Source organism: Streptococcus sp. HMSC034B05, assembly GCF_001809055.1.
GTDB classification, from domain to species: domain Bacteria; phylum Bacillota; class Bacilli; order Lactobacillales; family Streptococcaceae; genus Streptococcus; species Streptococcus constellatus.
In genome coordinates this window covers 72238-97690 of sequence record NZ_KV795595.1, presented here as the reverse complement: position 1 = coordinate 97690, position 25453 = coordinate 72238, and the positions used below count along the sequence as shown (strand labels likewise).

General features: G+C 38.0%; 21 protein-coding genes and 1 pseudogene. 2 read left to right on the top strand and 20 right to left on the bottom strand.

The features are described 5' to 3' along the window. Positions 1 to 237 precede the first annotated feature (237 nt). The 5 genes from HMPREF2542_RS03060 to pbp2a form a co-directional block, all read right to left on the bottom strand. On the bottom strand, positions 238 to 1023 hold the full coding sequence (locus HMPREF2542_RS03060; protein ID WP_049482343.1) for a hypothetical protein: 786 nt from the start codon (positions 1021 to 1023) through the stop codon (positions 238 to 240). A 207-nt stretch (positions 1024 to 1230) separates the two neighbouring features. After that, positions 1231 to 1767, bottom strand: a complete 537-nt coding sequence (gene nusG / locus HMPREF2542_RS03055; RefSeq protein WP_003071098.1) for a transcription termination/antitermination protein NusG — start codon at positions 1765 to 1767, stop codon at positions 1231 to 1233. A gap of 144 nt (positions 1768 to 1911) precedes the next feature. Then, entirely contained in the window at positions 1912 to 2088 is a 177-nt protein-coding gene (secE, locus tag HMPREF2542_RS03050; RefSeq protein WP_003071100.1) for a preprotein translocase subunit SecE, read from the bottom strand. 9 nt (positions 2089 to 2097) lie between these two features. Next, a complete protein-coding gene (rpmG, locus tag HMPREF2542_RS09490; protein ID WP_020997544.1) occupies positions 2098 to 2250 on the bottom strand; it encodes a 50S ribosomal protein L33 in 153 nt (50 codons plus the stop codon). Between the two features lie 49 nt (positions 2251 to 2299). Then, entirely contained in the window at positions 2300 to 4519 is a 2220-nt protein-coding gene (gene pbp2a, locus HMPREF2542_RS03045) for a penicillin-binding protein PBP2A (RefSeq protein WP_070484306.1), read from the bottom strand. Positions 4520 to 4656: 137 nt separating this feature from the next. On the opposite strand from pbp2a, the gene HMPREF2542_RS03040 reads away from it, so the two are divergent. Continuing rightward, complete coding sequence (locus HMPREF2542_RS03040) at positions 4657 to 5526, top strand: RluA family pseudouridine synthase (protein ID WP_058670048.1); 870 nt, start codon at positions 4657 to 4659, stop codon at positions 5524 to 5526. Positions 5527 to 5566: 40 nt separating this feature from the next. On the opposite strand, the gene HMPREF2542_RS03035 is transcribed toward HMPREF2542_RS03040, so the two are convergent. The 9 genes from HMPREF2542_RS03035 to HMPREF2542_RS02995 all read right to left on the bottom strand — a co-directional run bounded on the left by HMPREF2542_RS03035 (position 5567) and on the right by HMPREF2542_RS02995 (position 19773). Then, complete coding sequence (locus tag HMPREF2542_RS03035; RefSeq protein WP_058670047.1) at positions 5567 to 5776, bottom strand: heavy-metal-associated domain-containing protein; 210 nt, start codon at positions 5774 to 5776, stop codon at positions 5567 to 5569. Between the two features lie 14 nt (positions 5777 to 5790). Next, on the bottom strand, positions 5791 to 8043 hold the full coding sequence (locus HMPREF2542_RS03030; protein WP_070484303.1) for a heavy metal translocating P-type ATPase: 2253 nt from the start codon (positions 8041 to 8043) through the stop codon (positions 5791 to 5793). 3 nt (positions 8044 to 8046) lie between these two features. Beyond that, the gene (locus HMPREF2542_RS03025) at positions 8047 to 8514 is read right to left on the bottom strand and encodes a CopY/TcrY family copper transport repressor (protein ID WP_049476222.1); all 468 of its coding nucleotides are present in this window, start codon (positions 8512 to 8514) and stop codon (positions 8047 to 8049) included. Positions 8515 to 8693: 179 nt separating this feature from the next. Continuing rightward, positions 8694 to 10196 (bottom strand): zinc ABC transporter substrate-binding protein AdcA, encoded by a 1503-nt coding sequence (locus tag HMPREF2542_RS03020; protein WP_058670045.1) that lies wholly within the window; start codon positions 10194 to 10196, stop codon positions 8694 to 8696. A gap of 9 nt (positions 10197 to 10205) precedes the next feature. After that, entirely contained in the window at positions 10206 to 11012 is an 807-nt protein-coding gene (locus HMPREF2542_RS03015) for a metal ABC transporter permease (protein ID WP_006269729.1), read from the bottom strand. Next, positions 11005 to 11709, bottom strand: coding sequence for a metal ABC transporter ATP-binding protein (locus HMPREF2542_RS03010; RefSeq protein ID WP_006268902.1), 705 nt, complete (start codon positions 11707 to 11709; stop codon positions 11005 to 11007). Before HMPREF2542_RS03010 ends, HMPREF2542_RS03015 begins: the two co-directional genes overlap by 8 nt. Further along, a complete protein-coding gene (locus HMPREF2542_RS03005; protein WP_049482327.1) occupies positions 11706 to 12149 on the bottom strand; it encodes a zinc-dependent MarR family transcriptional regulator in 444 nt (147 codons plus the stop codon). Before HMPREF2542_RS03005 ends, HMPREF2542_RS03010 begins: the two co-directional genes overlap by 4 nt. A gap of 111 nt (positions 12150 to 12260) precedes the next feature. Then, positions 12261 to 13676: a hypothetical protein gene (locus HMPREF2542_RS03000; protein ID WP_058670044.1), complete on the bottom strand. Its 1416-nt coding sequence runs from the start codon at positions 13674 to 13676 to the stop codon at positions 12261 to 12263. Positions 13677 to 13866: 190 nt separating this feature from the next. Then, complete coding sequence (locus HMPREF2542_RS02995) at positions 13867 to 19773, bottom strand: Spy0128 family protein (protein ID WP_058670043.1); 5907 nt, start codon at positions 19771 to 19773, stop codon at positions 13867 to 13869. A gap of 265 nt (positions 19774 to 20038) precedes the next feature. Between HMPREF2542_RS02995 and HMPREF2542_RS02990 the strand changes: the two genes are divergently transcribed. Further along, a complete protein-coding gene (locus HMPREF2542_RS02990; protein ID WP_039677531.1) occupies positions 20039 to 20662 on the top strand; it encodes a TetR/AcrR family transcriptional regulator in 624 nt (207 codons plus the stop codon). Positions 20663 to 20847: 185 nt separating this feature from the next. Here HMPREF2542_RS02990 and HMPREF2542_RS02985 read toward each other — a convergent pair whose 3' ends face one another. The 6 genes and pseudogenes from HMPREF2542_RS02985 to HMPREF2542_RS02970 form a co-directional block, all read right to left on the bottom strand. Further along, positions 20848 to 22425 (bottom strand): ABC1 kinase family protein, encoded by a 1578-nt coding sequence (locus HMPREF2542_RS02985; RefSeq protein ID WP_058670042.1) that lies wholly within the window; start codon positions 22423 to 22425, stop codon positions 20848 to 20850. 109 nt (positions 22426 to 22534) lie between these two features. Beyond that, positions 22535 to 22813, bottom strand: coding sequence for a phasin family protein (locus HMPREF2542_RS02980; protein WP_006270381.1), 279 nt, complete (start codon positions 22811 to 22813; stop codon positions 22535 to 22537). A gap of 148 nt (positions 22814 to 22961) precedes the next feature. Further along, positions 22962 to 23108: pseudogene (locus HMPREF2542_RS10100) on the bottom strand (DUF1304 family protein); the annotation flags it as partial. A gap of 4 nt (positions 23109 to 23112) precedes the next feature. After that, complete coding sequence (locus HMPREF2542_RS10095; protein ID WP_227743456.1) at positions 23113 to 23262, bottom strand: helix-turn-helix domain-containing protein; 150 nt, start codon at positions 23260 to 23262, stop codon at positions 23113 to 23115. A 244-nt stretch (positions 23263 to 23506) separates the two neighbouring features. Then, a complete protein-coding gene (locus HMPREF2542_RS02975; protein ID WP_058670041.1) occupies positions 23507 to 24118 on the bottom strand; it encodes an HAD-IA family hydrolase in 612 nt (203 codons plus the stop codon). Further along, positions 24115 to 25392 (bottom strand): MATE family efflux transporter, encoded by a 1278-nt coding sequence (locus tag HMPREF2542_RS02970; RefSeq protein ID WP_058670040.1) that lies wholly within the window; start codon positions 25390 to 25392, stop codon positions 24115 to 24117. The genes HMPREF2542_RS02975 and HMPREF2542_RS02970 overlap by 4 nt, the downstream gene beginning before the upstream one ends. Positions 25393 to 25453: the final 61 nt, after the last annotated feature.

The following is a 25453-nucleotide window of genomic DNA, read 5'->3' as shown; positions in this document are numbered from 1 at the left end:
AGCCTGTGAAATCAGGCTTTTTGTTTTACTTTGAAACTAATCTGGGAATAAATTTGAGGCTATCTATTTGGTAACACTTTATTTTGTTTATACATAAAAAGCGGACATCGCTGACCGCTTCTATTTTATCCATGTAATTCTGTACGGATTGCTTTCTGTAATAGCTGACTAAAGTTCATTTTATTCCCTTTTTCTATCTCTACAAAGCAACTTATATGTAAAAGTTATACTCTCAATCTACAGTACCCATTCTAATAAAGTTGCAAGGTCATATTTGTATGCACTCATTCTATCATAGACTTGTTTTTGCCATTCTTTATCAAGAGTTCCATCACTATTGACAAAAAAGTTAGCATCTATATAACGAATAATCATAAATTCAGAAGTCTTTTGATCAAAACCGTTTCCACGACTGAAATCTATTCCCTTCCCTGTATTTTTAGTAACAATCGCTTCAAATAAAGGTAAAGTAATTTCATTACAAGGAACCTTCATATCAGGCATATCCCAAAATGTCTTTTTATCACTTTTGTACAGTGCAAGATTTGAAATCGTACCATTTGTTACACATTGTACTCTACGAATATCTTCAATACTAATTTTATGCTTTGAGCCATAAATGATACCACTGGCAATACGGATTTCTTTTTCTTTCATGCTAAAAGCCAGTGTTATATCAAGATCCCTTAGGTTATTTGGGAAATCTTTTGTAAGTTTACTTGCTGCAAAAGCCAATAGGATTGCTTTCGTTTCTAAAATATTATGGCCATTATTGTAAATGGTGGTATCTGTATCAAATTCAGCCATATTCTTTCCATTCTTATCTCGAAAAATGAGATTATAACTTGAATTAGAGTTACAATAACGAAGTGACAAGATAGTAGAAACTTTATCAAATGAAATATTCAGATTTTTCTTTTCACTTTTTGCGTCTAGATAAGAAAAACCATCATTTCTAACAATGACCGTACTTCCATTTTTACGGTTCAATTTGACTTCTTGATTTTCAAAAATAGTCTTCATAACTTCTCCTTAAAGATGATTTTTTTGTTCTATCAATCCTTATTATAACATTTTCAAAGAATTCTGTATTCGTTTTCAACAACTAGAAATCTATCATTATCAAGAGCATAAGCTCTTAGCGAGAATATCAAAACTTGTAAGTAAGCTAAAATAGCATATAAAAAGAGTGGGAAATTTTTCCCAACCCCTTTTATGTTTTTCAAGGAATTATAGCTCTGCAATTTGATTCAGATTTACTTCTGCAACCGTGTCATTGCCAAACATAGAGATAATCATTTTAACTTTGTTGTTGTCAATTTCGGTGATTTTACCTGTATAATCTGCAAAAGCTCCATCAATGATACGCACAGTATCGCCAACTTTCACATGAATATCGAATTCTTGAACGGTTTGTCCCATTGAAATCAAAATTTGGCGGATTTCTTCTTCCAAAAGCGGTGTTGGTTTAGAGCGATTTCCGTGTGAACCGACAAAACCGGTTACGTTTGGTGTGTTCCGTACGACAAACCACGCTTCATCTGTCATCACCATTTCTACCAGGACATAACCTGGAAAACGATTTTCTTCAACTTCTTTCGTTTTTCCATTTTTCTCTACTTGTACCGTTTGTGTTGGGATTTCCACGCGCAAAATGTTTTCCAACATATTGTAGGTTTGCGCACGTTGCAAAAGATTTTCTTTTACTTTATTTTCATAACCCGAGTAGGTTTGCAGAACAAACCAGCCTTTATCAAAACTGTCCATGAGTTCTTCCTTTCCTAAATAAAAAAGCCTGTGGGCTTCGGTTTCTTTCTAGCCCTATTATACCATAAAAATAGCCAATGCAACCTTTTAACTGCTATTTTTTACAATAAAAACCTACTTGACAAATAGCAAGCAGGTTAAAAATTAAAAGATATTTAACAATCGTACTAAACCTCTTGTAACAAAGAGATCGAAAAGATAAATAATAACAACAAAGAAAGCGGTGTATTCCATGACTGAGATAAAATCTATCCAGCTTTGCTTTCTAGTTGGCCAAGTTGTATCTTTTAACACTTGAAATGTATCTCTGATGAATTTCACAACTTTCTCCTATCTAGTTTCTTTATGAATTGTATATTTACTGCAATGTTTACAATACTTATTTACTTCCAGACGTTTTGGTTTTGGCGTACTACTCAATTTAATTGAATAGTTTCTCGATCCACAAACCGTGCACGCCAGACTTGCTCTTTTTAGTGCCATAACGCCTCCATTCTATTTATTATATCAGGAAAGCCCGTTTTTGACAAGTCTATTGGAACCAACTCTTGACTGTATCCCAAAGATTTTTCGCTTTTTCAGGAATTTTAGCATCATCAATTGCTTTTTTAGCTTGGTCAACCAAGTTCTTAGCTTTATCCTGCACATCTTTCAAGACATCTGAACGATTGTCACTTTGATTCGTAGTGTTATTTGTACCACTCGTATCAACCGGTGCAATACCATTTTTTGCATAGGCATTTTCATCACCGAACTTCGTACCCTTTGTATACGGTAAGATACTATTTGCCACACTTCGGAAAATAGCTGAAGCTTCATTAGCACTTGTGCCTGTCAGATAATGATTTTCATCTGTCTTTGGAAAACCTAACCACTGACTGATAACCACATCTGGCGTGTAACCAATAACCCATTGGTCTCCTGATAAATCTGGATTAAAGTTAGTTTCTGTCGTTCCCGTCTTTCCAGCCATAGTATAGCCATAAGGTGCTGCATACACACCAGTACCATTGGTAAATGTTCCCAGCATCATACTCGTCATTTTTTCTGTTGTTGAGCGGTTGAGTACTCGAGTCGAGGTGGATTTATGAGTTTTAACGACTTGCCCACTAGCATTTTCAATTTTGGTAATCAAATGCGCATCATTCATAACCCCATTATTTGCAAAAGTAGAATAAGCTTGTGCCATTTGTAGCGGATTAGTTGTTACGCCACTACCAAGAGCTACCCCAAGGGTCTGACTCACTTTATCCATATTCAGGCCAAATTTTTTACCATATTCAAAAACCTTTTTCAGCCCCAATTCATTGGCAGCCGCAACTGCGGGAATATTTAAGGATTGTGCTAAAGCCTGATACATTGGTACAGTCGGACTGGTTTGAATCCCAGCATAGTTATTCACGGTATAATTTCCATACGTTGTTGTACTATTATCCAATTCTTTATTGATAGACCAACCTGCATCAACTGCGGGGCTGTACACAACCAAGGGCTTAATGGTAGAGCCCGGACTTCTTGAAGATTGTGTGGCATAGTTGAAACTTCTAAAACCAGCACTGGTACTATTGATTTGGCCGACAAGAGCACGAACACCACCTGTCTTTGGATCAAGTGCTACACTTCCTGATTGAGCTCGTGTACCATCTGCTGCTTGTGGAAATAAATCTTTACGATCATAGATAACTTGCATGCTAGCTTGGTAATTTTGATCTAGCTCTGTGTAAATGCGATAGCCGTTATTGACAATATCAGCTTCTGTCAAGCCATAATCACGTACTGCTTCATTGATAACCGCATCAAAGTAAGACGGATAACGATAATCTGCCGATTTTCCTGTATAAGCATCTACCAATTGACTACCTAAACCATTTGCTGCTGCTTGGTTTGCAGTATTTTGATTGATATAACCTGCTGCTACCATATTTTGTAAAACGGTATTGCGTCGATTCGTTGCGTTTTTTATAGAAGCAAGCGGATTATATAGTTCCGGTCCTTTGAGCATTCCTGCTAAAGTAGCAGATTGGTCGAGGGTCAACTGACTGGCAGATACGCCGAAGTACTTTTTAGAGGCATCTTCTACACCCCAAACACCATTTCCAAAATAAGAATTATTGAGGTACATAGTGAGAATCTGCTTTTTACTATATTTTTTAGTTAATTCTAAAGCTAGGAAAAACTCTTTTGCCTTCCGCTCAATGGTCTGATCCTGAGATAAGTAAGCATTTTTAGCTAATTGTTGTGTAATGGTAGAACCACCACCAGAACGCCCAGCCGTTAAAATTGCTAGAATAAAACGACCGTAGTTAATACCACTATTTTTATAAAAGGAACGGTCTTCTGTCGCAATGACGGCATGTTGTAAGTTCGGACTAATTTTGGACAATTCTACGTAAGTTCCCTTTTGCCCTGACAAGCTGCCCGCTTTTTTTCCGTCCTTATCATAAATTGATGTCGTTGCTTTCAACGCATTCTGTAAATCATTCACATTAGTGGATTTGGCAACATAAAAGAGATAGCCCCCTGTCACCAAACCAAAACCAAGTCCCAGAATCAAAACAATCTTCGTCAGGTGATAGCGACGCCAAAATCGACGAAATGGATGCTGAGAAATTGGCTTTTTTCGGCTTTTCCCAGAACGACTCAAATGTGATTCGCTTTCTTCCACCTCTGTCACCTCTTGATGGTTGCGCTCAGGACTGTCCTTTTTAAAATGATTTACTACTATTTCAAATAATTCACTCAATTTTTTCATATCCCTATTCTATCACCTTCTCCATATCCAGACAAGAAAGGACCTCTTATCAAGCGTTTCGTTTAGAAAACTTTAAGAAATTGTTCAAGAGTTAGCTGACTATTTGCAATCATCTACTATTTTGTTACAATAAAATCATGCATTTTACAATTACGATTCCACAAGGTCTGCCAGAGATGACAGTCAAAGAACTGCTGGAAGAACAGTTTCTGATTCCACGGAAGATTCGCCATTTTTTGCGTATCAAAAAACATGTCTTCGTCAATCAAAAACCGATTAACTGGCAGAGCATTATCCACCCACATGATAAAATTACATTGATTTTTGACGAAGAAGATTATCCGAAAAAGTCCATTTTAGTAGGAAAAGCTGATCTTGTGGAAGAATTATATCAAGATGAACACATCATCATTGTCAATAAACCTGAAGGTATGAAAACACATGCCAATGAACCGACAGAGCTGGCGCTTTTAAATCATGTCTCTGCTTATGTTGGAAGTACGTGCTATGTCGTTCATCGCTTGGACAAGGAAACTAGTGGGGCTGTCCTTTTTGCTAAAAATTCATTTATCCTGCCAATCTTAAATCGATTGCTAGAAAACAAAGAAATTTCTCGCGAATATTGGGCTTTGGTACAAGGAACTTTCCCAAAAAAACATCAAATCTATACGGATAAAATCGGGCGCAATCGTCATGATCGCAGAAAACGTCTGGTAGATCACAAGAACGGTCAATACGCTGAAACACAGGTCAGCAAGCTCAAAGAGATTGGAAACAACACCCTCGTCAAGTGCCAGCTTAAAACTGGACGAACTCATCAAATTCGGGTACATCTAGCTCACCACGGATACCCTATCATTGGCGATCCACTGTACAATTCGCAAAATACAGAGCGTCTCATGCTCCATGCTCATCGCTTAACGTTCACACATCCTTTTACACTTGAAAAACTAAGTATTGAAGCCTTTTCCGAAAGTTTTGAAGAGGGATTAAAGAAAGAAAACTAAAAACGGACAGGCGTCAGTATATTTGCCTGTCCGTTTTTAGTTATGCAACATTGACAACTTTATAAATTGTTTTAGCAAGTGCTGCTTGGTAGTCTTCTGCGCTGTAAGTGTGATCCGTGGTTACAGTAGCAACCTTTGTGTCTAAATCAATTTGAACATCCGATACACCTTCCATTTTCAGAAAGTGCTCAGTGACGTGTTTTACGCAATTTTGACAAGATATATTTTCTAAAGTGATGATTTGTTTCATGATGAATTCTCCTTTTATGATTTTATTTTAAAACGCCGCAAACGTAGCGCATTGGTGACGACAGAAACCGAGCTAAAGCTCATGGCAAGACCAGCTAACATAGGATTAAGCAGCGGACCGCCAAATACATGCAAGAGTCCCATTGCGACCGGTATTCCTAGAGTATTGTAGGCAAAGGCCCAGAAAAGATTTTCTTTGATATTTTTAATCGTGGCTTGACTAAGTCGAATGGCTGTCACCACGTCTAAAAGATCGCTATGCATCAAGACAATGTCGGCTGAATCAATAGCCACATCGGTTCCAGAACCAATGGCAATCCCAACTTCGGCCTGTACAAGAGCAGGTGCATCATTAATCCCATCACCTACCATAGCAACTTTCTTTCCTTGAGTTTGCAAAGTTCTTACGACATCTGCTTTGCCGTCTGGAAATACTTCTGCAATCACTTGATCGACACCAGCTTCTCTTGCAATGGCTTGAGCTGTTTCCTCACGATCCCCTGTCAACATCACCACTTCTAAGCCCATTTTTTGCAATTTTGCAATAGCTTCACGACTATTTTTTTTGATTTGGTCAGCGACTGCTACCAGCCCAACCAATTGCCTATCCAAAGCGACAAACATAGCTGTCTTTCCTTGATGTGATAAGAAAATCAAATCAGAAATATGTTCTCCAAGCTCAATTTGGTATTGTCTCATCAGACTTTCATTCCCAATCAACACTTCTTGCGCTTCTACTTGGGCTATAATTCCTTTACCTGAAATCGCTTGAAAATCTGTTACCGGCGCCAAAGATAAGTCTTCTGCTTGAGCTGCTTGCAAAACGGCAATTGCTAGCGGATGCTCTGAATGTTGCTCACTACTTGCTACCAAACTAAGTAAAGCCTCTCGCGAAATAGTGCTAAAAGTCAGTACATCAGTCAAACTGGGCTTTCCTTCTGTAATCGTACCTGTTTTATCTAGAACAATAACATCTACCAAATGAGCCGCTTCAAGAGCTTCCCCAGACTTAATCAAGACACCATTTTCAGCTCCTTTTCCCGTACCTACCATAATAGCCGTCGGAGTAGCTAAGCCAAGCGCACAAGGACAAGCAATGACCAACACCGCAATAAAGATAGAAAGTGAGAATTGCAAACTCTCTCCCGCCAGAAAGTACCACAACAGAGCTGCTAAAACTGCCAAGACTAAGACAATTGGCACAAAGTAAAGCGAGATTTTATCTGCCATAGCCGCAATAGGCGCTTTTGACCCTTGCGCTTCCTCTACCAAATGAACAATCTGAGCTAAAGTCGTGTCTGAACTGACTTTGGTTGCTTTATAATCAATAGAACCCGTTTGATTTATAGTGGCACTCGTAATCACATCTCCGGCATTTTTTTCAACAGGAACACTTTCACCTGTCATCATAGACTCATCTACATAGGTTTGTCCAGATATAACCACACCGTCAACCGGCATGCGTTCTCCCGGCTTAATTCGCACAATGTCTCCCACCTTGATGTCTTCCGTATCAATTGTTACGACTTCGCCATAACGGATCACAGTTGCCTGATTGGGTACTAAGCTCATCAAACTTTGAATCGCTTGTGAGGTTCGTCCTTTGGCATTGTCTTCCAGATATTTCCCCAGTAAAACAAGAGTGATAATCACACCAACTGATTCAAAATACAATTGGTGTACAAAAGTATGATGCCCAAATAACACTTGAACGACCGAGTACAAACTATAAAGAAAGGCTGCACTCGTTCCTACAGCAATCAAACTATCCATATTCGGATGCCGTTTCGCCAAATTCCGAAAGCCACGCACATAAAAGCCCCAGCCTACCCAAATAGCCGGTAAAGTAAGGAAAAGCTGCGCCGATACAAAAGCAATGGAATGCACCATGTGATCCAAAAAGGAAGGAACCGGCAAACCAATCATGCTCCCCATTGAAATATAAAGAAGTGGCACAGTTGCTCCTGCCGCAAACCGAATCTGACTCGCCATTTGGCGTACTTTTTCTTTCTTTTCTGTGACCTGTTTTGCATAATCAGACTGCTTTTGTTCTCCTTTTTCTGCCGCTTGGTAGCCAGCTTCTTTCACAGCCTCTAAGACTTGCTCACTTGCAAATCCTTCTTTGGGAAGAACTGTCAATTTTTCCGTAGCCAAGTTCACAGTAACGTCTTCTACCGTTGAAAGTTCCTTGACTACCATTTCAATAGTCATCGCGCAGGCTGCACAAGTCATTCCAGACAATTTATACTCTTTTTTATTATTTTCCATTTCTTACTCCGCCATTTTGGATTTATTCGTTTCATCTTGACAATGCACGCCGCAAGTACATTGACCCAGCGGACAATTGCATTCAACCTTTTTAGGAGCTTGGATCTGCTTTTCTTTTACAATATCTAGGATTCGAGACAAATCCGTTTGACTAAATTGATTACTTTCTAGTATAGAAACCACTAAATCGCCATACTTGGTGTTACACATATTGTCAAGCAAGGTACGCCAACTATTTTCCAAGTGCTCATCTTCTAAAATCAATGCATCATAGTAAAATTTCCCCTCAATCTTTTCCATTGAAATAAACTCTTTGGTTTTCAGGCGATTCAGCAAGGTTTTAACAGTAGCTGGCTTCCAATCAAAATCAGCTTCTAAACGTTCCACCACTTCGGTACTCCGGCTATGAGGATACGCCCAGAGCACGCGCATAACTTGCCATTCTGCCCTACTGATATTTTGTTGTTCCATTCTCTCATCTCTCTTATGATTACAATTGTAATTTTTGATTCTTTTATAGTTTACATCTGTAATCGGAAATTGTCAAGCAAAAAATCGAGAAGATTGCTCAACTCGATTTTCATTATTTTGCATAAAAACAATCCTAACTTTGACTAATTTCTGAACGTTTTTACGCTCTTATATCTTCATCAATGTGCGAGCATTTCTTGGGCAATTTCTTGTCCGCTCAGCTTAGTTGGGTAGTAAGTTGGCCAATTTTCCAATTCATTAAAGAGGGCTTCTTGGCTTTCACCACCATAGAAGATATGGAAGTGTGCTGCTTTCGTTGGTGCAATATTATGGTCGCTGAATTGCACATATTTATATTTTCCAGCATCTTTATCCGTTGTTTCAAACATGAAACGCACACCACGATTGCCTTTAGAATAAGTCAATGTATGCTTACCAACGTATTTGTAAGTAAATTTTTTCTTTTGACCATTAACTACAAATTCCATGGTCTTATCTGTGATATTGATATGAGACACATCTGTCTTATAGCCTTTTTCATAATACGCTTTGTACTCAGCAGCTGTCATCTTACCAGTTAATTTTGCCTTGTAATCAAATACTTGGTCTAAAGTGCCATCTTGTAAGTATGGATAAACTGATTGCCATTGACCTGCATAGTCAGACAACGTACGGTCTTTGACAGCACTATCTTCAAAGTAGCCATTTTGTACAGTCTTTGTATTTTTTTCTTTTTCAGCAGAAATTTCAGTACCAGCTTGATCTGTCGTCTTTTTCAAAGCTTTCAGGTTTGATTGCATGATGGAAATGTAGTCTGCTCCATCTTTTGTTTGCTTTTCAGTCAAACTTTCAAGCGGATTAAGGACATCTAACTTCACACCTGTTTCTTTTGCCAATGTAGAAGCCAATGCTTGAGAAGCATTTTCTTCAAAATAGATATACTTAATATTGTTTTTCTTAATATATTTTGTCAATTCAGCCAAACGCGCTGCTGAAGGCTCACTATCTGGTGAAAGACCTGAAATAGGAACTTGTTTCAAACCATAATCCAATGCAAGATATCGAAAAGCAGCATGTTGCGTCACAAAACTTTTTTGTTTTGCATTTGCTAAACCAGTTGCATATTCTTTATCCAGAGTTTCTAATTTCTTAATGTAAGCTGCTGCGTTCTTTTGGAAAGTCGCTTTCTTATCGGGATGGCGTTTACTTAAGCTGTCACGAATATTTTCCACCATTTTAATAGCACGTTTTGGTGATAACCATACATGAGGATCGTATTCATGATGATGTCCTTCTTTACCATGATCATGATCTCCTTCCTCTTCTGTACCAGGCAGTAGCAACATCTTCCCAGTCGCCTTCACCACATTCACTTTACCTTTTTTCAAGGTTTTAAGCAATTTTGGCACCCAAGTTTCCATGTTTTCATTTTCATAAACGAAAGTATCTGCATCTTGAATCGTTGCAACCGCCTTAGCAGAAGGTTCATATTCATGTGGTTCTGTCCCTGCACCGATTAGCAACTTAACATTGGCAGTATCACCTGTCACTTGCTTAGTAAACTCATAAACTGGATAAAATGTTGTCACAACATTTAGCTTCCCATTTGCGCTTTTTTGATTGGAACAAGCCACTAAAAAGAGACTTAGTAAGCTTGCTACTAATAGACCAATTTTCTTCATTTTTCACTCCTATTTGATAAATTTTTTTAATAGATTCACTAGTAAAAATACACCGACAAAAATAATCGTAATACTTGCACTGGCTGGCGTTTCAGCATAGTAAGAAATATACAATCCAGCAATCATACCTACAAATCCGATAAAATTAGCTAATAGAATAACAGATTTGAAATTTTTCCCAAGCCGTAAAGCAATACTTGCCGGCAACACCATAATGGTCGATACCAACAGCGCACCTGCCGCTGGAATCATGAGAGCAATGGCAACACCTGTCACGATATTAAATAGAATAGACATAGTACGCACAGGTAGACCGTCCACAAAGGCTGTATCTTCATCAAAGGTCAAAATATACATTGGCCGAATGAAGAGAAAAGTCAACACAAGTACAATCGCCGCAATAACAAACAGCGAAATCACTTGCTCCGTACTAATCGTAACAATAGAGCCAAACAAATATTGGTCTAAGCTCATGGAACTGGAGCTTTTGCCCCTGCTCATCACAATCAAAGCAATAGCAAGTCCTGTCGACATTAAAATGGCTGTTCCGATTTCCATAAAATCTTTGTAGATAGTGCGCAAATACTCTAGAAAAACTGCCGCAATCATCACGATAATGACTGTTGAAATTGTAGGTGAAATACCCAATACCAAGCCAAATGCAACTCCTGAAAGCGACACATGACTAAGTGTATCACTCATCAAACTTTGACGACGTAGAATTAAAAACGTTCCTAAAATAGGTGAGAACAAACTCATTGCAATCACAGCCAGAAAAGCCCGTTGCATAAAATCATAAGTTAGTAAATTAAACATGGCTCACCTCCTTGTCACTCTCATGAACGTTGAAGCAGCGCCATGGCGAATCTTGATTTCGCACTAAATGGATATTGCGGTCTGCATATTTTCGGACTTCCTCTGGATCATGTGTAATCATCAGAACAGCTTTTCCATGCCGATGCGCACTATGGTGCATCAAATCATAAAATTCATCCTTACTACCAGCATCCATCCCTGTTGTTGGCTCATCCAAGACAAAAATATCCGGATCTGAAGCAAACATTCGTGCAATCACTGCCCGCTGCTTTTGCCCACCTGACAGCGAGCCAATCCGTTTATCGCGATTTTCCCACATACCAACTGCATCTAAACTGACTTTAATATGCTCCTCATCATGGGCATTTAAACGACGAAACCAACCTTTTCGTGGATAACGACCCGATTTTACAAATTCGTAGACAGTACTTGGAAAGCCTGCATTAAAGCTAGCAATTTGCTGCGGCAAATAAGCAATCCGCAACTTTTTACCAGTCGTATTTGTCTTAGAAATAGCGATCTTGCCAAATCGAGGCTGCAAAATTCCAAGACTAGCTTTTATAAGCGTTGTTTTAGCAGCACCATTTTCTCCCGTCAAGGTTACAAACTCGCCACTATCTAAAAAGTAGTTAATATGCTCCAACACAGGCTCTTTGTCATAATAAAAAGACAAATCTTCAACTGTGATATACCTCATCTTCCGATTTCTCCTACTAAGGTTTCTAAGAATTTTTGAATGATGACTTTCTCATCAGAACTATACTGATTGGCAATTTTTTCGTAGATTTCTATCGTATGGTGATGATGGTGTTGATGTTCAGCTGCAACAGGCTTCGCCAATTCTGTCAAACGATAAAAAATGACGCGCGCATCTTTCACATCTTTAAATGGCTCCAACAACTCTTGCTTAATCAACGACTTAATGGCTTTTGTAACCGCTGCCTGACTGACATTCAAACGTTTCGCCAACTCTGAATTTGTCAAAGATTCCTCAGACAACAACATCAAAATATGCTCTTGAGTATTAGTCAATGGCATGCCACTTGTGCAAGATCCAATCAAAATCTCATGTTGATTCTCAGATTTTAAAATGATTTCATTTAAAAAATGATCAATTTCATGTGCTAACCGACTCATTTTACTCCCTTTCTGATTAACCAGTTAATTCTTTACTAGTTAAGTATATCATAAAGAAAATAAGAGTCAAGTGAAAATTTCAGTGTCTTTTTCATCAGAAAGGCTCGAGTATTACCTCAAGCCTTTATATAGCTTCTTTCGCGTTCGCTTTTGCCATGAAAATGGCTCCAACTCTTCCTTTGGTCGTTCCCATTTTTCATATCCTGTTCCTTCTAAACTTGTAATTGAATCCTTGGACAAATTTTCAATATAATCTTTCGTTCCATCTCGAATAAACTCCTGCGATGTTTCTCCATTCAAGCGTAACAAATTTGTATGTGGCTGCCAAATGAAAGAATACGTGACTCCTGTTTCTACCGAACGATACCGCAAATAATGAACATTCTTCTTACTCACCCAGCTGTCTACCAACAAAAACAATTGCTGCCGATAGAGCAATTTTTGACCTTTAGAAAATATTTTTAAAGATGGAGTTGAATAATAAATCGTTTGACTTTCCGTTTTTCGAATGAGTAGGTAACTTCCTATCGGAGAATCGCTTGAATCCGTCGGAAAAATATAAAGAAAGAAAATAGGTAAAAAGAAAAATAAAGCTGGATACAAAATAAAAATAGATAGTAGCTGCCACATTGCACATCGAAAACTCCCTCTAGATAAAAATCCTACAATACGAGATAGGTTTATGGAAGTCACCGCTAGCAGAACCAAAGCAAACCGCATCCTCAAAGACAACCACAAACTTGTCATCCACATTCCAAAAGAATGAACAAGTTTCATCGCCTGTGAATCTAGCAATCTCTTTTTCTGATATAAACCATACTGTCTCAAATGATCTCCATAGTTGTGATTACCTATATAAATAACTAGCCATGCTAAAAACTTTTCTAAAGCTAGGACTGTTCCATAATAAAAAGAAAAAATCTTCAACCCATCTGGAACACTCTCTAAAAAATAAAAATAGAAGCCAACGAGAAATTGAATAATAAAGATGAGAGAGCCCACAATTGTCATTATATTGCTGATAAAGTAAAATCGAAAACACCTTTTATCTACATAATGTGCCACAACAATATATAAATACACTACAAATAAAGCAAATAATAACTGAAAATAAGGAATCCGATAAATCAATGTGTAATATAGATTAGATACCGTATTGACGACTTCGTTCGTGTCATCTTGCGCTAGATAAACCATGATACGAGTAATAATCAGCGGAAAAGTGAAGTAAACACTATAGCGATACAGAAAATCGTGCTTGTGCAGATGCTTCCCGTCCTCACCTCTAGCTTGATAATAACGCGTTCGGTTTAAAAAGAGATAAACAGGCAAGGCAACATAAAACAAACTTTTCATGCAACAACGTATGAAAACACTTGTTTTAGGACAAGCAGAATACTTATACACCAGATGCAAGTCCGTATCTTGAATCTCACGAAACAAGTTTTGATCCACCAATAGAGAATAAACGATATACAAATAGTAATAAGAACTAATCGTTATCCAAAACAGATCTTCTTGATCCATATAGACACCTCCTAAAATGCTGTATTTTGAGATAATTATAGTTATACATCTTTTTGAAGCATTTATCTATATTCTTTTTTCTCTATTTAAGCTCAAAAAAAGGAGACCTAATGAGACTCTCCATGTTTCATGAGGATTCTCACTAGATTTCCAATTTTAGACTTATATTTTTCCTACAAGCTTAATTCTATCAAGATTTTTTCTTAATAAGATAAACTGCACCAGCCAAAACAATGAGTCCAATGAAAATAGCTAACATATGAATGACAGTACCTGTCTTAGGTAAGCCCTTCTTCGGTGGAATATAGCGATTTTCAAATGTCTTGATGTTTTTGTCGTAACTTACTTTAGCGTGCAACTGACCATTGCCATCGTCTGTCACTTCAACTGTAACTTTAATGACTTTCTTATCATAAGTGATTCCTTGAAGTTTTGTATCTTTTTCAGTGATGGTGTAATGATAGATACCAGCTTTCGTGTACTCAATGGTGTCAAAAGTGACACTACCATCTTGAGCATTCTTCTTGCTTTGAGTAACTTTATCATCTTGGCCTTTCAATTCAAACTCAAACTCGCCATCTTTCAAAGCACGACCTGTCAAGGCTTTCTTAACAGAGAGTTGTGCGTTTGTTTTTGCAGCGGAATAAGTGTTCTTGAAGGTCTGATCATCTTTTTCATAAGCAACTTTTGTTACTAAGCGGCCTTGACCATCGTCTGTAACAGTGACTGTCGCTTTGATCACTTTGGTGTCATATTTCACGCCACCGAGTTTCGTATCTTTTTCGGTGATGGTGTAGTGATAAGTACCCGCCTTAGTATACTCAATGGTATCGAAAGTGACGCTACCATCTTGTGCATTTGTCTTCGTTTGGCGAACTTGATCGTCTGTACCAGTCAGTTCAAATTCAAATTCCCCTTCTTTGAGGTTACGACCTTCTAATAGCTTCTTAGCAGAAAGAGTCGCAGTTGCTTTATCTGCTGAATAAGTATTCGTGAAGGTGTTTTGGTTGTTTTCATAAGCAACTGTTGCATGTAGTTGACCTTTACCATCATCCGTGACAGTGACTGTTGCTTTGATTACTTTGGTGTCATATTTCACACCACCTAAAGCACCAGCTTGTTCTTTAATGGTATAAGTATAAGTTCCAGCTGTTTTGAATGTCAACTCTTTGAATGAAATCTTACCATCTTTAGCGTTCTTAACGGTTTCCACCACTTTACCGTTTGGATCAATCAAGTCAAAGGCAAATTCATTCGCTTCTAGGTCGCGACCAGTTAGCACTTTGTTCGCTTCTAATGCCGCAGTTGTTTCCTTAGCAAGGTAAGTATTGCGGAAGATTGGATTAGCTGTATCATAAGATACTTGGGCAACTAACTGACCATTGCCATCATCAGTAACTTTGACAGTCGCTTTGATTTCTTTCTTATCATAGGTCACACCACCTAAGCCATTGTCTTTCTCTTTGATGGTGTAATGATAAGTGCCAACTTTTGTATAGTCAATCGCATCAAAAGTAACACGACCGTCTGCTGCATTTTTCTTCGTTTGACGAATGTTGTCATCAGATCCGACTAATTCAAATTCAAACTCTTGATCGTTTAATGCACGACCTGTCAGTTCTTTGGTTACGCTTAGTTGTGCACTAACCTTTTGACTAGAGTATGTATTGTTGAAGGTTTGGTCATTGTTTTCATAGGTTACTTTTGAAACAAGCTGACCTTTACCATTATCGGTGACTTCAACTGTTACCTTGATGGTCTTGGTGTCGTAAGTCACACCACCCAATCCTGTATTTTTCTCAGTAATGGTGTACTTGTGAGTACCAACAGTTTGATACTTGATTGTATCAAATTGAACCTTACCAGCTTTGTCATTCTTCTTGGTTTGAAGAACGTCTTCCTTGCCATCTTCTTTCAGTTCAAAGCTAAACTCGCCATCCTTCAAAGCACGTCCGGTTAATTTCTTCGTAACAGAGAAAGTAGCATCGGTACCTTTGGCAGTGTATTTATTTGTAAAGCTTTGTTTAGAAATTTTATTCTTACCGCTCTCGTCAAGACCGAGGTAGACGATATTGTAAATCAACTGTCCATCCTCTTCCTGTTGAACACGAATGGTAACCTTAATTGGTTGTTTATCGTAGCCAACACCTGGAACCTTACCAGCTTTCTCTTTGATAAGGTAGTTGTAAAGACCAGTCTTGGTGAACTTAAGAGCTTTGAAAGGAATCGTACCATCCGCTTTATTTTTAACTGTTTGAAGTAGCTTGTTTTGTCCATCGTATAATTCAAACTCAAACTCGTCATCTTGTAGATTTCGACCCGTTAAGGCTTTTGTCACCTGCAGTGGCACTGTGATTTCTTTTGGTGTGAACGTATTCTTAAAGGTCTTTTTACCACCGTCATAAGTCACGGAAGCTCTTAGCTTCCCTTTACCATCATCCGTTACTTTAATTGTGACTTTGACTTTGCTCGAGTCATAAGTAACTCCTGTCAGACCATTATTTTTTTCTGTAATGGTGTAGTGATACTCACCTGCCTTGTCGTAGTTAATAACTTGGAACCGAACTTTTCCTTGGGCATCATTTTTAGCCGTTTGAAGAACATCTGGTTTACCATCTTCCTTCAACTCAAACTCAAACTCGTCTTTTTGTAGCTGACGGCCTGTCAGAATTTTATTTACCTCTAATCGGGCAAACGTTTTTCCTGGAGTGTATTGGTTGATAAAGGTTGGATCCTTCGTCTCCTCACCAGCTTTCGAATAAGTGATCTTTGTAACTTCAAGCTTTCCTCCCTTATCTTCGACAGTTACAGTTGCCGAGATAAGATTCGGTTCATATTCAACTCCTGGAACATCACCAGCCTTTTCACTAATGGTATAATGATAGATTCCTGCTTTAGTATATTTAAGCTCTTTGAATTGAACCTTACCATCAGCCGTATTTTTTACAGTTTCTAAAATCTTTTTATTTCGTTGTAGATCTTTGAGTTCAAATTCAAATTCACCTTCTTGAAGAGGACGACCTGTTAAAACCTTTTTCACTTCTAACTTAGCAGATGTTTTAACTGGAGTATAGCGATTATTGAAAGTTGGTTTTTTAATTTCTTCTCCATCTGTCATATAAGTCACTTTGCTAACTTCAAGTTTACCGGATTTCTCCTTGACTTCTACTGTTACCGTGATAAATTTTTGGTCATAGGTAACTCCTGGTGCAGAACCTTTGTTCTCTCGGATAAAATATTCATAAGTTCCTGCTTTAGTATATTCCAATGATTTGAAATTGACCTCACCATTGGCGTTATTTTTAACAGTTTGCAAGATTTTACCGACAGTTGGACTAACTTCAGTATTATCAACCAAATCAAACTCAAACTCTTGCGCTTTCAGTTTGCGACCAGTCAATACTTTCTTAACGGAGAGTTGTACATTTGTTTTAGTAGCTGAGTATGTGTTCTTGAAAGTTTGATCATTATTTTCATAGAAAATTTCAGAATTCAGTTTTCCTTTGCCGTCATCTGTAACTTTGACAGTAACTTTTATTTCTTTCGAATCATAAGTGATACCACCTAGACCATTGTTTTTTTCTTTAATAGTGTAATGGTATTCACCTGCTTTAGTATATTCAATCCGATCGAACTGGACTTTCCCAGCTGCAGTGTTTTTCTTCGTTTGGTGAATATGATCTTCCTTACCAGTCAATTCAAACTCAAACTCGTCTTTTTGTAGCTGACGGCCTGTCAGAATTTTATTTACCTCTAATCGGGCAAACGTTTTTCCTGGAGTGTATTGGTTGATAAAGGTTGGATCCTTCGTCTCCTCACCAGCTTTCGAATAAGTGATCTTTGTAACTTCAAGCTTTCCTCCCTTATCTTCGACAGTTACAGTTGCCGAGATAAGATTCGGTTCATATTCAACTCCTGGAACATCACCAGCTTTTTCACTAATGGTATAATGATAGGTTCCTGCTTTAGTATATTCAAGCTCTTTGAATTGAACCTTACCATCAGCCGCATTTTTTACAGTTTGGAGAACTTGTCCATTTTCTTTTAAGTCAAACTCAAATTCATTTTTTTGAAGTTTACGACCAATTAATTTCTTAGTTACAGAAAGTTTTGTGCTTGTCTTCTCTGGAAGGTAATAGTTTGTGAACTTATTCTTTTCTTCTCTACCACCTTGGCCATCAATACCTTCATACTTGACAGTTGACACTAACTTACCAGACGCATCTCTTGAAATAACCACTATCACATAGATATCGTTCGGATCATAATTAATCCCTTTTTCAGGGTTTACTTTGCGTTTTTCGGAAATAATGTACTTATGCGTACCTTCTTCAGTATAGTTAATTGGATCAAATGTTACTTTACCGTTGACATCATTTGTTTTTGTTTGAATTGGATTTTGGTCTCCCTCTTTCTTCAATTCAAATTCAAATTCTCTATCTTTAAGTTTCCGACCAATTAATTCTTTCTCAATTTGTAATTGTGTAGATACTTTTTCAATTTTTTTATTGAAGATATCTTTTGTTATGGATTTAGTTGTTCCAAAGTCTTCTGGTTTAACCTTAATTTCTTTGTCTGTTAACTGATAACCACCCGGAGCTTTAATTTCTTTAATAGTATAATTGTCTTTCAACAAATTAGGAATCGTGACTTTTCCTGTACTATCCGTAGTGAAGTCTCCTACAACAGCACCATTCCGATCACGTGTTACTCTAAAGACTGCTCCTGCCAAAGGTGATCCAGAGGTCTCATCTTTTTTATGCAAGGTTATAGAATAAACATAGCCTTCTGCACTTCCGCCCGCTTCTAGATAGGTCGTTTTGGCGATAGAGTCTATAATTTTGGTTTGACTAGACCAGAGTGATGCGACATTTTCAACAACTTCACCACTTTGTAATTTATAATTTGCCTTAGCTTTATATTTAATATGGTAGCCCTCACCTTTATTTATCTTCCCTAACTTAATAAAAAATTCTGACTCAGAGGGAAATTCTACTTTAAATTTACTTGTAACATTTTCTTTATCTTTTAAAACCCAACGATTATCTTCAATGACCCATTTCCCTTTGTAAATTTCAAAACTATTTTTATCATAAGAAACATTTGGTGTTTTTAAAATATCAGTTACTTTTGCATCCAGAACTTCTTTTCCTGACTGATTTACAGTGATATCATAAGTGATGGTATTGTCTGGTTTAAAATTGCCTACTTTTGCCAAATCTTTTTGGGTTGGCGGAGTTAAACCTCCAAATTCTGGTTCTCCTACTTTAACCACATTACGGTTAACCGTGATTTCGATTGGAACTTTTTTCTTTTCTTTCACAATATGATGATTGACGTAAGTATAAAAATAAAAGCTACCCGTAATATCTGATTTATTTTCTACATATTTAGTATAAATCAATTTCAGTGTTCGATTTGTCGTATCTACATTTGCACGTGCTACTACTTGACCATTTGGGTCTTTTATATCAAAATCAGGAATTGGTACTAAGACTAAATTTTCTGAGATTTTGAATGTTGTATAATCCCCTTCATGCACATCGTTATTTGGCAACTTAAACTGACCATCAATTTTAAATTGTTCCCATTGTTGCAACGGTTTGTTTAATGGTTTCCCGTCTTTATCCGTAATACTAAATTGCGTAATCGCATCTATTTCTTTTGCTGCCCTTTTAGTTTTAGGAGCTGCTTGGGTATCTTTAGTATCTTTAGCAGCAGGTGGAGCTCCTGGCTGAGTCTCACTCTTTTCCTCTACCTTACTAGCTTTTTGTGAAGATGTATCTTCTTTTACTTGGCTAGCATCAGAGCTTTCTTCTTTTGAGGTGCTTGGCTTATTTTCCTGCTCATTTGAATTAGCTTCCGCTTTATTCTCAGTAGCAGGCTGCTGCCCCTGACTAGAACTAGTATCTGCTGCATTTTGCGTTGACTCAGTAGGAGACGTTGGCTGTTCAGTCGTTCCTGTTTTCGGAGATGACTGAGTTGTCACTGTAGAAGATTGATTCGACAATGTCTGAGCAACAGCACTAGCCGGTGATAAGATTGTTGAAGCCAGCAATAATGCAACCCCAACAAGATTCATCGCTTTTTTAATCATGACGATTTCCTTTCTATGGTTTTTCAGGACTTTGTACAAAAGTACAAAACTCCACTAATACCATTATATCAACTACCTTATAGTCCTTTCAATCAAAATGCTCTATATTTTAGTTCTATTTCTTGACAAACTGTAAAGTTTTAAACACCCCATTGATATACAACAGGATAGCTCACAGGTAGTTTACAAAATGTAAACTTTTTTCGATGGTTTTGCTAGACTACATATATTTTTTAAATTAGAATATTTATAAGGAGGGAGCAAGATGGTACTTAATACGAGAGAAAAAATTCTAGAGGCTTTTTTTGAGCTTGCTATGGAACATCCAAATAAAATGCATTTTTCTTTAGCAGAAATTGCCAAAAAGGCTGGAATTTCAAGACAAGCCATTTATAAACGTCATTTCAATGGAAATCATGAAATTCTAGACTATATTCATAAAGAACTTGATGCTGAATTTCGAATGATTTTTCAAACTTATGATAAGAAAGTTTATCCTGATCCTTTTGTCTTTTTTGCAGAGGTAGTGATTCCTATCTTATACACCCACCGAAAACAAATCAGCTGTCTTTTTACAACAGCAGCAGATCCATATTGGAGGGAATTTTTACGAAATACCTATGGACAATGGATTGAACAACATATTACGATTGACTATCAAAAATTAAACATTCCAAAAGAAAAGGCTGCTCAAGTTCTTGTTAGAGGAATTTTGATCTTTATCGAAATTTGGATTACCCAACCTGAACCTACCCCTCCTGAACAATTTGCAGAAACCTTTTTAAAGTTGATTCATTTCCCTCTCACAGACTATGTTTGTTTCAAGCAAACTTCCTCTAATGACAAACTGATCGTTACAAATAGTTTAGAAGGTAAAGAAAAAGACTAGGATAAGATTGTACTGCCTCCAAAAGTTAGATTTTTTATGTCTAACTTTTGGGGTGCGGTTCATAAGATTCCTAATCTTAGATAATAAGCTTACAACATACAATCGTTGTATAGGCTTTTAATAATGATGAAAACGAGATAGATTGTAATTTTCAATAATTCAAGTTATCTCGTTTTCTTTTTATGTTATTTTTTTGTGGACTGGATAATCAGATAAAAAATCCATATCAACACTAATCCTGCTAAAGCAAAAAGACTTCTCGCTAAAAGCAACAGCTCCGGATTGAAGGTTAACATGCCCCCTGTCAATAATAAAGCCAGAAAGACAAGGCTTAGTACAAGACGATTGGTCAAAGATTCGATACGACGAAATCGTTGATTGTAGTCTATCAAGTCATGATTGACAACCAAGCGACCATTCACCACCTGCTCCACTAGCTGGTGGAGCCGTCTTGGAATGGTTTTCCCATGCCGCAGCAAATAGAGTAGTTCGATTAAGAAAGAATCATAACTCAAGGTTTGGTGTAAAATATCTGATTTCATATTTTCAAGGAAATATTGCTTGGCTAAGGTCATCAGATTGATATTAGGAGCTAGCTCGCGAAAAAGACCTTCAATTTGCAAAGCGGCTTTTTCTAAAATTGCCATCTGAGAAGGTACTTGTAAATGATGACGCCTACAAATCGCCACCACATCCTCAAACATATCTGTAATCGACAAGGAGCCCAACTCTAAATTACCGTATTTGGTTAACATGCGCTCAATATCTTGCTCTAATTGCAATTTATTGATTGGTTCACTAGTAGTCGTAATTGTTAGAATAGCCTGTGTCATCGAATCAATGTCTTGTGTCGTAAAACTAGACAGCATGTCGTTTAGAGACACACGAAAACCCGTTTCCAATTCCCCTGTAATTCCAAAATCAATAAAATAAATCTTTCCTTCATAGATTAAAAGATTACCTGGATGTGGATCACCGTGAAAAAAGCCATCTTTAAATACCTGCTTGATAAAGCTCAACATGAGTTTCTGACCAATATCTGCCAAATCGTAACCCGCTTCTTGTAAAACAGCATATTGATTGATGCGGACGCCAGGAATGTATTCTTCCACAATTAAGTGGGGAGTGGTAAAGTCTGGATAGACTTTTGGCACGCCAACACAAGGAATCTCTTGATTGTAGCGAGCAAATTCGTCCATGTACTTAGCTTCATTGCGAAAGTCAATTTCGTTCAAGAGAGTGGTCTGCAACTGTTGTAGAATCTTTGGCAAATCCACCATAGGCAGCAAATGCTTAGGAAAATGACGAGCTAGGCGAATCAAGAGCGCAATGTCTTCTGTAATTTGCTCTTGAATATGCGGACGCTGAATTTTCAGCACAACTTCATCGCCATTTAACAAAACAGCACGGTGAGTTTGTGCGACGGAAGCACTTGCTAAATGTTCCTGCGAGACGTCTAAAAAAAGTTGCTCAATTGGGCGTTTTAACTCGTCTTCAATCGCAACCATGACAGTCTCTTTATCCAAAGGTTTGACGTCATCTTGCAACTTGCTTAACTCTTTGATATAGATTTCTGGCAATAAGTCACTGCGAGTGGACAAAATTTGACCAATTTTTATAAAACTGGGTCCTAGTTGCTCAAAAGCTTCTCGCAATTGCTTAGGAGCTTTTTTCTCGTCCAGTGGCTTCTTTCGATCTTTCAGATTGGACCAACCAACAGCACTAAAGGCTGTTAGAATCTCTCGTAAGCGTTTGTTTGCCATAAAGTTATCCTCCTTCTATTTATAATTGTCAATTTTTCTTTCAAATCCTGCTTTTAGTTTAGCAAAAAACGCAGTCTTTATAAAGTTGTGACTGCGTTATCATGGAAGACTATTCTTCTGTTTTCGAAAGCCCTTTAAGCAATTGGTCTAGTTTGTCTTCTAATCGTTCAATATCTTGCTTGGTTGCATATACATTATCTATTTGTTCAACTTGACTTTCAGCGGTTTGTTCTTTTGCTTTGCGCTTTAATTCTGACTGAAGTTGCTTGCCTTCATCCACCGTTAAGCGACCTTTGGCAATCAATTCTTTGACAAATTCACTAGCTTTATCATAGGTCATGGAAGTCAATCCAATCCCTGCCAGCAAAACTTTTTTCAATTCGTCCATCTTGACACCTCCATATATGAGAATCTTTCCACTTTCATTATAGCGCTTTTGAGCTATTTATTCTAGAGAAAAATGAAGTAATAAATCATTTAGAGCACAAAACGTTAATAGTGATTCACTTAAACTTTTATAAAGGCTAATGCTAGCCTTATTTAAACAATAAAATACTTAAAATAGCTAAAATAGCGGGACCTCCTTGGGTCAAGATGATTTTCTTATTAGCTGTTACTGCGCCGTATCCTGCGATACCAATGACAAACTAAACACAAAGAGTCACAATTTCTAGACGAGGACTGTCTTCATTTTGGACACCTACATGGGGACTCGGCGGATTCTGTAAAAGTTGCTTTTTTACAAGATTCATTACATCTAATCTCTCGTTTATTTTTGGGATTGCGACTTCGTTGAACATAACCACGTTCTTCTAAAAGTTTGAAATGCTGGGTCAATACTGCGGGATGATTTTCAAGACTTCTTGCACCGCTGCCTGATTACACGGAATATGATTCATCAAAAATGCCACGTTAAGCTCATTACGCAAAGAATTGCGCGATAGCCTGCTCCGTTGAATGTAGTTGATATAGTAGGTGATGAATGGAACCCTAGTTCTCCTTTTTAGTTTTGGTGATTCGTCAACTATTAACAAGTCAATTGTGGACTATAAAAAAAGAAAAGCAACCATTTTGCTTCCCTTTAACGGATTATCTTTTGTATATCTACTAACTGATTGATTTTTTGATTAATCGTTGGTCGGTAATCACAGAAATTGATGGATTGAATACCGCTGTTAAAGGCAACATCTACATCTAGCATTCGGTCACCGATATAGTAAGTCATTTCTTTATTCAACTGATATTTTTCCACCAGATAATCCACCCCTTCTGGATCAGGTTTTCTTGCAAATCCATTAGCCGTCGTCACAATTTCTGTGAAATAATCCAAAATATCTAAATCAGCTAAAACTTGGTAGGCATTTTCCCCCTTGTGGGTATAAACAAACTGCTGAATACCTGCTTCCTGCGCCCAATCAAGGATTGTCTTAGCACCATCCATAAGCTCAATTTGAGCATTCTTCTCTTGCAAGCTTTGCCCTCTAAATTGATTCATCTCTTCTGCATTCAAGCCTTTTTTTACTGCGACTTTTTCTAGCAATTTTTGAACAGAATGCCGCAAAATATAAGCATGGATGCCCTCTCGGTCAAAGTCCAATCCATAGTGAGTATAAGTTTCTTCAATCCCCGCCAAAATAGCGTCATAGGAATCTAGTAATGTTCCATCCAAATCCCAAATAAAAGCTCTCGTCATGTTCGCTCCCTCATTTTCCGTTGATAGAGCATTTGTAAAAATAGCCAGCGAAAGCCATTGTCCAAAAGAGTAGCCGTCCAAACTCCAGGCAAGCCCAAGCCCAGCGTTACTCCCAGAAAATAGCCTGCTACAATGCGAATGAGCCACATACCAACCGTCGTGGCATAAAAAGGCAACTTAGCATTGCCCAACCCTTGCCAAACAGCTGTATAGATGACTGTTCCTGCTGTCATAGGCACTCCCAAAAGTGAAAACAGAACAACAGATAAACTAGCCTGAATAGCATCACCGTCAGCTGTATAAAGTTGTGTTAACGGCTGCCCAAACCCAAAAAGAAACAGAGCTATCGGTAACATGAGGCTTAGAGATAACCAGTACGTCTGCTTTGTCAGCCTCCTAACTGCTTGAAAGTCTGCTTGTCCCACTGCATGAGCTACCAACATGACTGTTGCAGTAGCGACACCAAAGCTCGGCATGTAGTTAAACTGGGTCAGAACCTCTCCAATAGCATTTCCTGCGACGGCGTCTGTCCCGAACTTAACAATAATAGCAATCATCACAACATCCCCGGCTCGCATCATCAATCGTTCCCCAGCAGCTGGCAGAGATAAGCGCAGCAGTTCCCAATCCAGCTTCCAACTCCAAGGCGCCAAAGGTAGCGACAATTCTTTCCATAAAATGAAGACGCCCACCAGACGAGCTAAAATGGTTCCCAATGCCACTCCAACAATTCCCATGTGGAAAATAAAAATTGCAATGCTGGAAAAAAGGACATTAAGTAGATTACTAAAAAAGCTGACATACATAGGCAGGCGGGGATTGCTGGTCGCTCGAACCAAAGCCCCTAGACTTGTCATCATTCCCAAAAGAACAATTGTTCCTCCGATTAAAGCGAGATAGAGACCACCTGCATTAGCGACTGCAGGCTCCGTTCCCAACCAAGCCAATATTTGGCGTCCAAAAGCAAGCGAGAAAAGTCCCAGAAACCCACTCAGCATCAGGGTCAATTTAATGGCTTCACTAGTATGATAAGCTAGATTATCTCGGTCTCCTTCTCCTAAACTCTTAGAAATTAGACTGGATACCGCTGATCCTAGCGCAATAAAAATGGCCTGGTAAATGCTAATCATATTGCCAGCAACCGAAACTCCTGAAATAGCCACCAGACCTAGACTAGCTACTAAATACGAATCTACCATTCCCATTAGCATCTGCAAAAAGTTTTCTACCATGGCTGGCAAAGCTATGTTTAAAATCTTTTTATAAGTAGTCATGCATTATGAAACTCCTGCTCTGATTATCCCCTTTGCTGTACGAGACTTGCAATAGACTGTT

What these genes read in the sequence shown, in the direction of transcription:
- pbp2a (WP_070484306.1), bottom strand. Translation starts at nt 4,519, where the DNA reads ATGAAAAAATTGAGTGAATTATTTGAAATAGTAGTAAATCATTTTAAA.
- nusG (WP_003071098.1), bottom strand. Translation starts at nt 1,767, where the DNA reads ATGGACAGTTTTGATAAAGGCTGGTTTGTTCTGCAAACCTACTCGGGT.
- HMPREF2542_RS03040 (WP_058670048.1), top strand. Translation starts at nt 4,657, where the DNA reads ATGCATTTTACAATTACGATTCCACAAGGTCTGCCAGAGATGACAGTC.
- HMPREF2542_RS03060 (WP_049482343.1), bottom strand. Translation starts at nt 1,023, where the DNA reads ATGAAGACTATTTTTGAAAATCAAGAAGTCAAATTGAACCGTAAAAAT.
- HMPREF2542_RS02985 (WP_058670042.1), bottom strand. Translation starts at nt 22,425, where the DNA reads ATGGCAAACAAACGCTTACGAGAGATTCTAACAGCCTTTAGTGCTGTT.
- HMPREF2542_RS02975 (WP_058670041.1), bottom strand. Translation starts at nt 24,118, where the DNA reads ATGACGAGAGCTTTTATTTGGGATTTGGATGGAACATTACTAGATTCC.
- rpmG (WP_020997544.1), bottom strand. Translation starts at nt 2,250, where the DNA reads ATGGCACTAAAAAGAGCAAGTCTGGCGTGCACGGTTTGTGGATCGAGA.
- HMPREF2542_RS03010 (WP_006268902.1), bottom strand. Translation starts at nt 11,709, where the DNA reads ATGAGGTATATCACAGTTGAAGATTTGTCTTTTTATTATGACAAAGAG.
- HMPREF2542_RS03035 (WP_058670047.1), bottom strand. Translation starts at nt 5,776, where the DNA reads ATGAAACAAATCATCACTTTAGAAAATATATCTTGTCAAAATTGCGTA.
- HMPREF2542_RS03030 (WP_070484303.1), bottom strand. Translation starts at nt 8,043, where the DNA reads ATGGAAAATAATAAAAAAGAGTATAAATTGTCTGGAATGACTTGTGCA.
- HMPREF2542_RS03005 (WP_049482327.1), bottom strand. Translation starts at nt 12,149, where the DNA reads ATGAGTCGGTTAGCACATGAAATTGATCATTTTTTAAATGAAATCATT.
- HMPREF2542_RS02995 (WP_058670043.1), bottom strand. Translation starts at nt 19,773, where the DNA reads ATGATTAAAAAAGCGATGAATCTTGTTGGGGTTGCATTATTGCTGGCT.
- HMPREF2542_RS03000 (WP_058670044.1), bottom strand. Translation starts at nt 13,676, where the DNA reads ATGGATCAAGAAGATCTGTTTTGGATAACGATTAGTTCTTATTACTAT.
- HMPREF2542_RS03015 (WP_006269729.1), bottom strand. Translation starts at nt 11,012, where the DNA reads ATGTTTAATTTACTAACTTATGATTTTATGCAACGGGCTTTTCTGGCT.
- HMPREF2542_RS03025 (WP_049476222.1), bottom strand. Translation starts at nt 8,514, where the DNA reads ATGGAACAACAAAATATCAGTAGGGCAGAATGGCAAGTTATGCGCGTG.
- HMPREF2542_RS02980 (WP_006270381.1), bottom strand. Translation starts at nt 22,813, where the DNA reads ATGGACGAATTGAAAAAAGTTTTGCTGGCAGGGATTGGATTGACTTCC.
- HMPREF2542_RS03020 (WP_058670045.1), bottom strand. Translation starts at nt 10,196, where the DNA reads ATGAAGAAAATTGGTCTATTAGTAGCAAGCTTACTAAGTCTCTTTTTA.
- HMPREF2542_RS02990 (WP_039677531.1), top strand. Translation starts at nt 20,039, where the DNA reads ATGGTACTTAATACGAGAGAAAAAATTCTAGAGGCTTTTTTTGAGCTT.
- HMPREF2542_RS02970 (WP_058670040.1), bottom strand. Translation starts at nt 25,392, where the DNA reads ATGACTACTTATAAAAAGATTTTAAACATAGCTTTGCCAGCCATGGTA.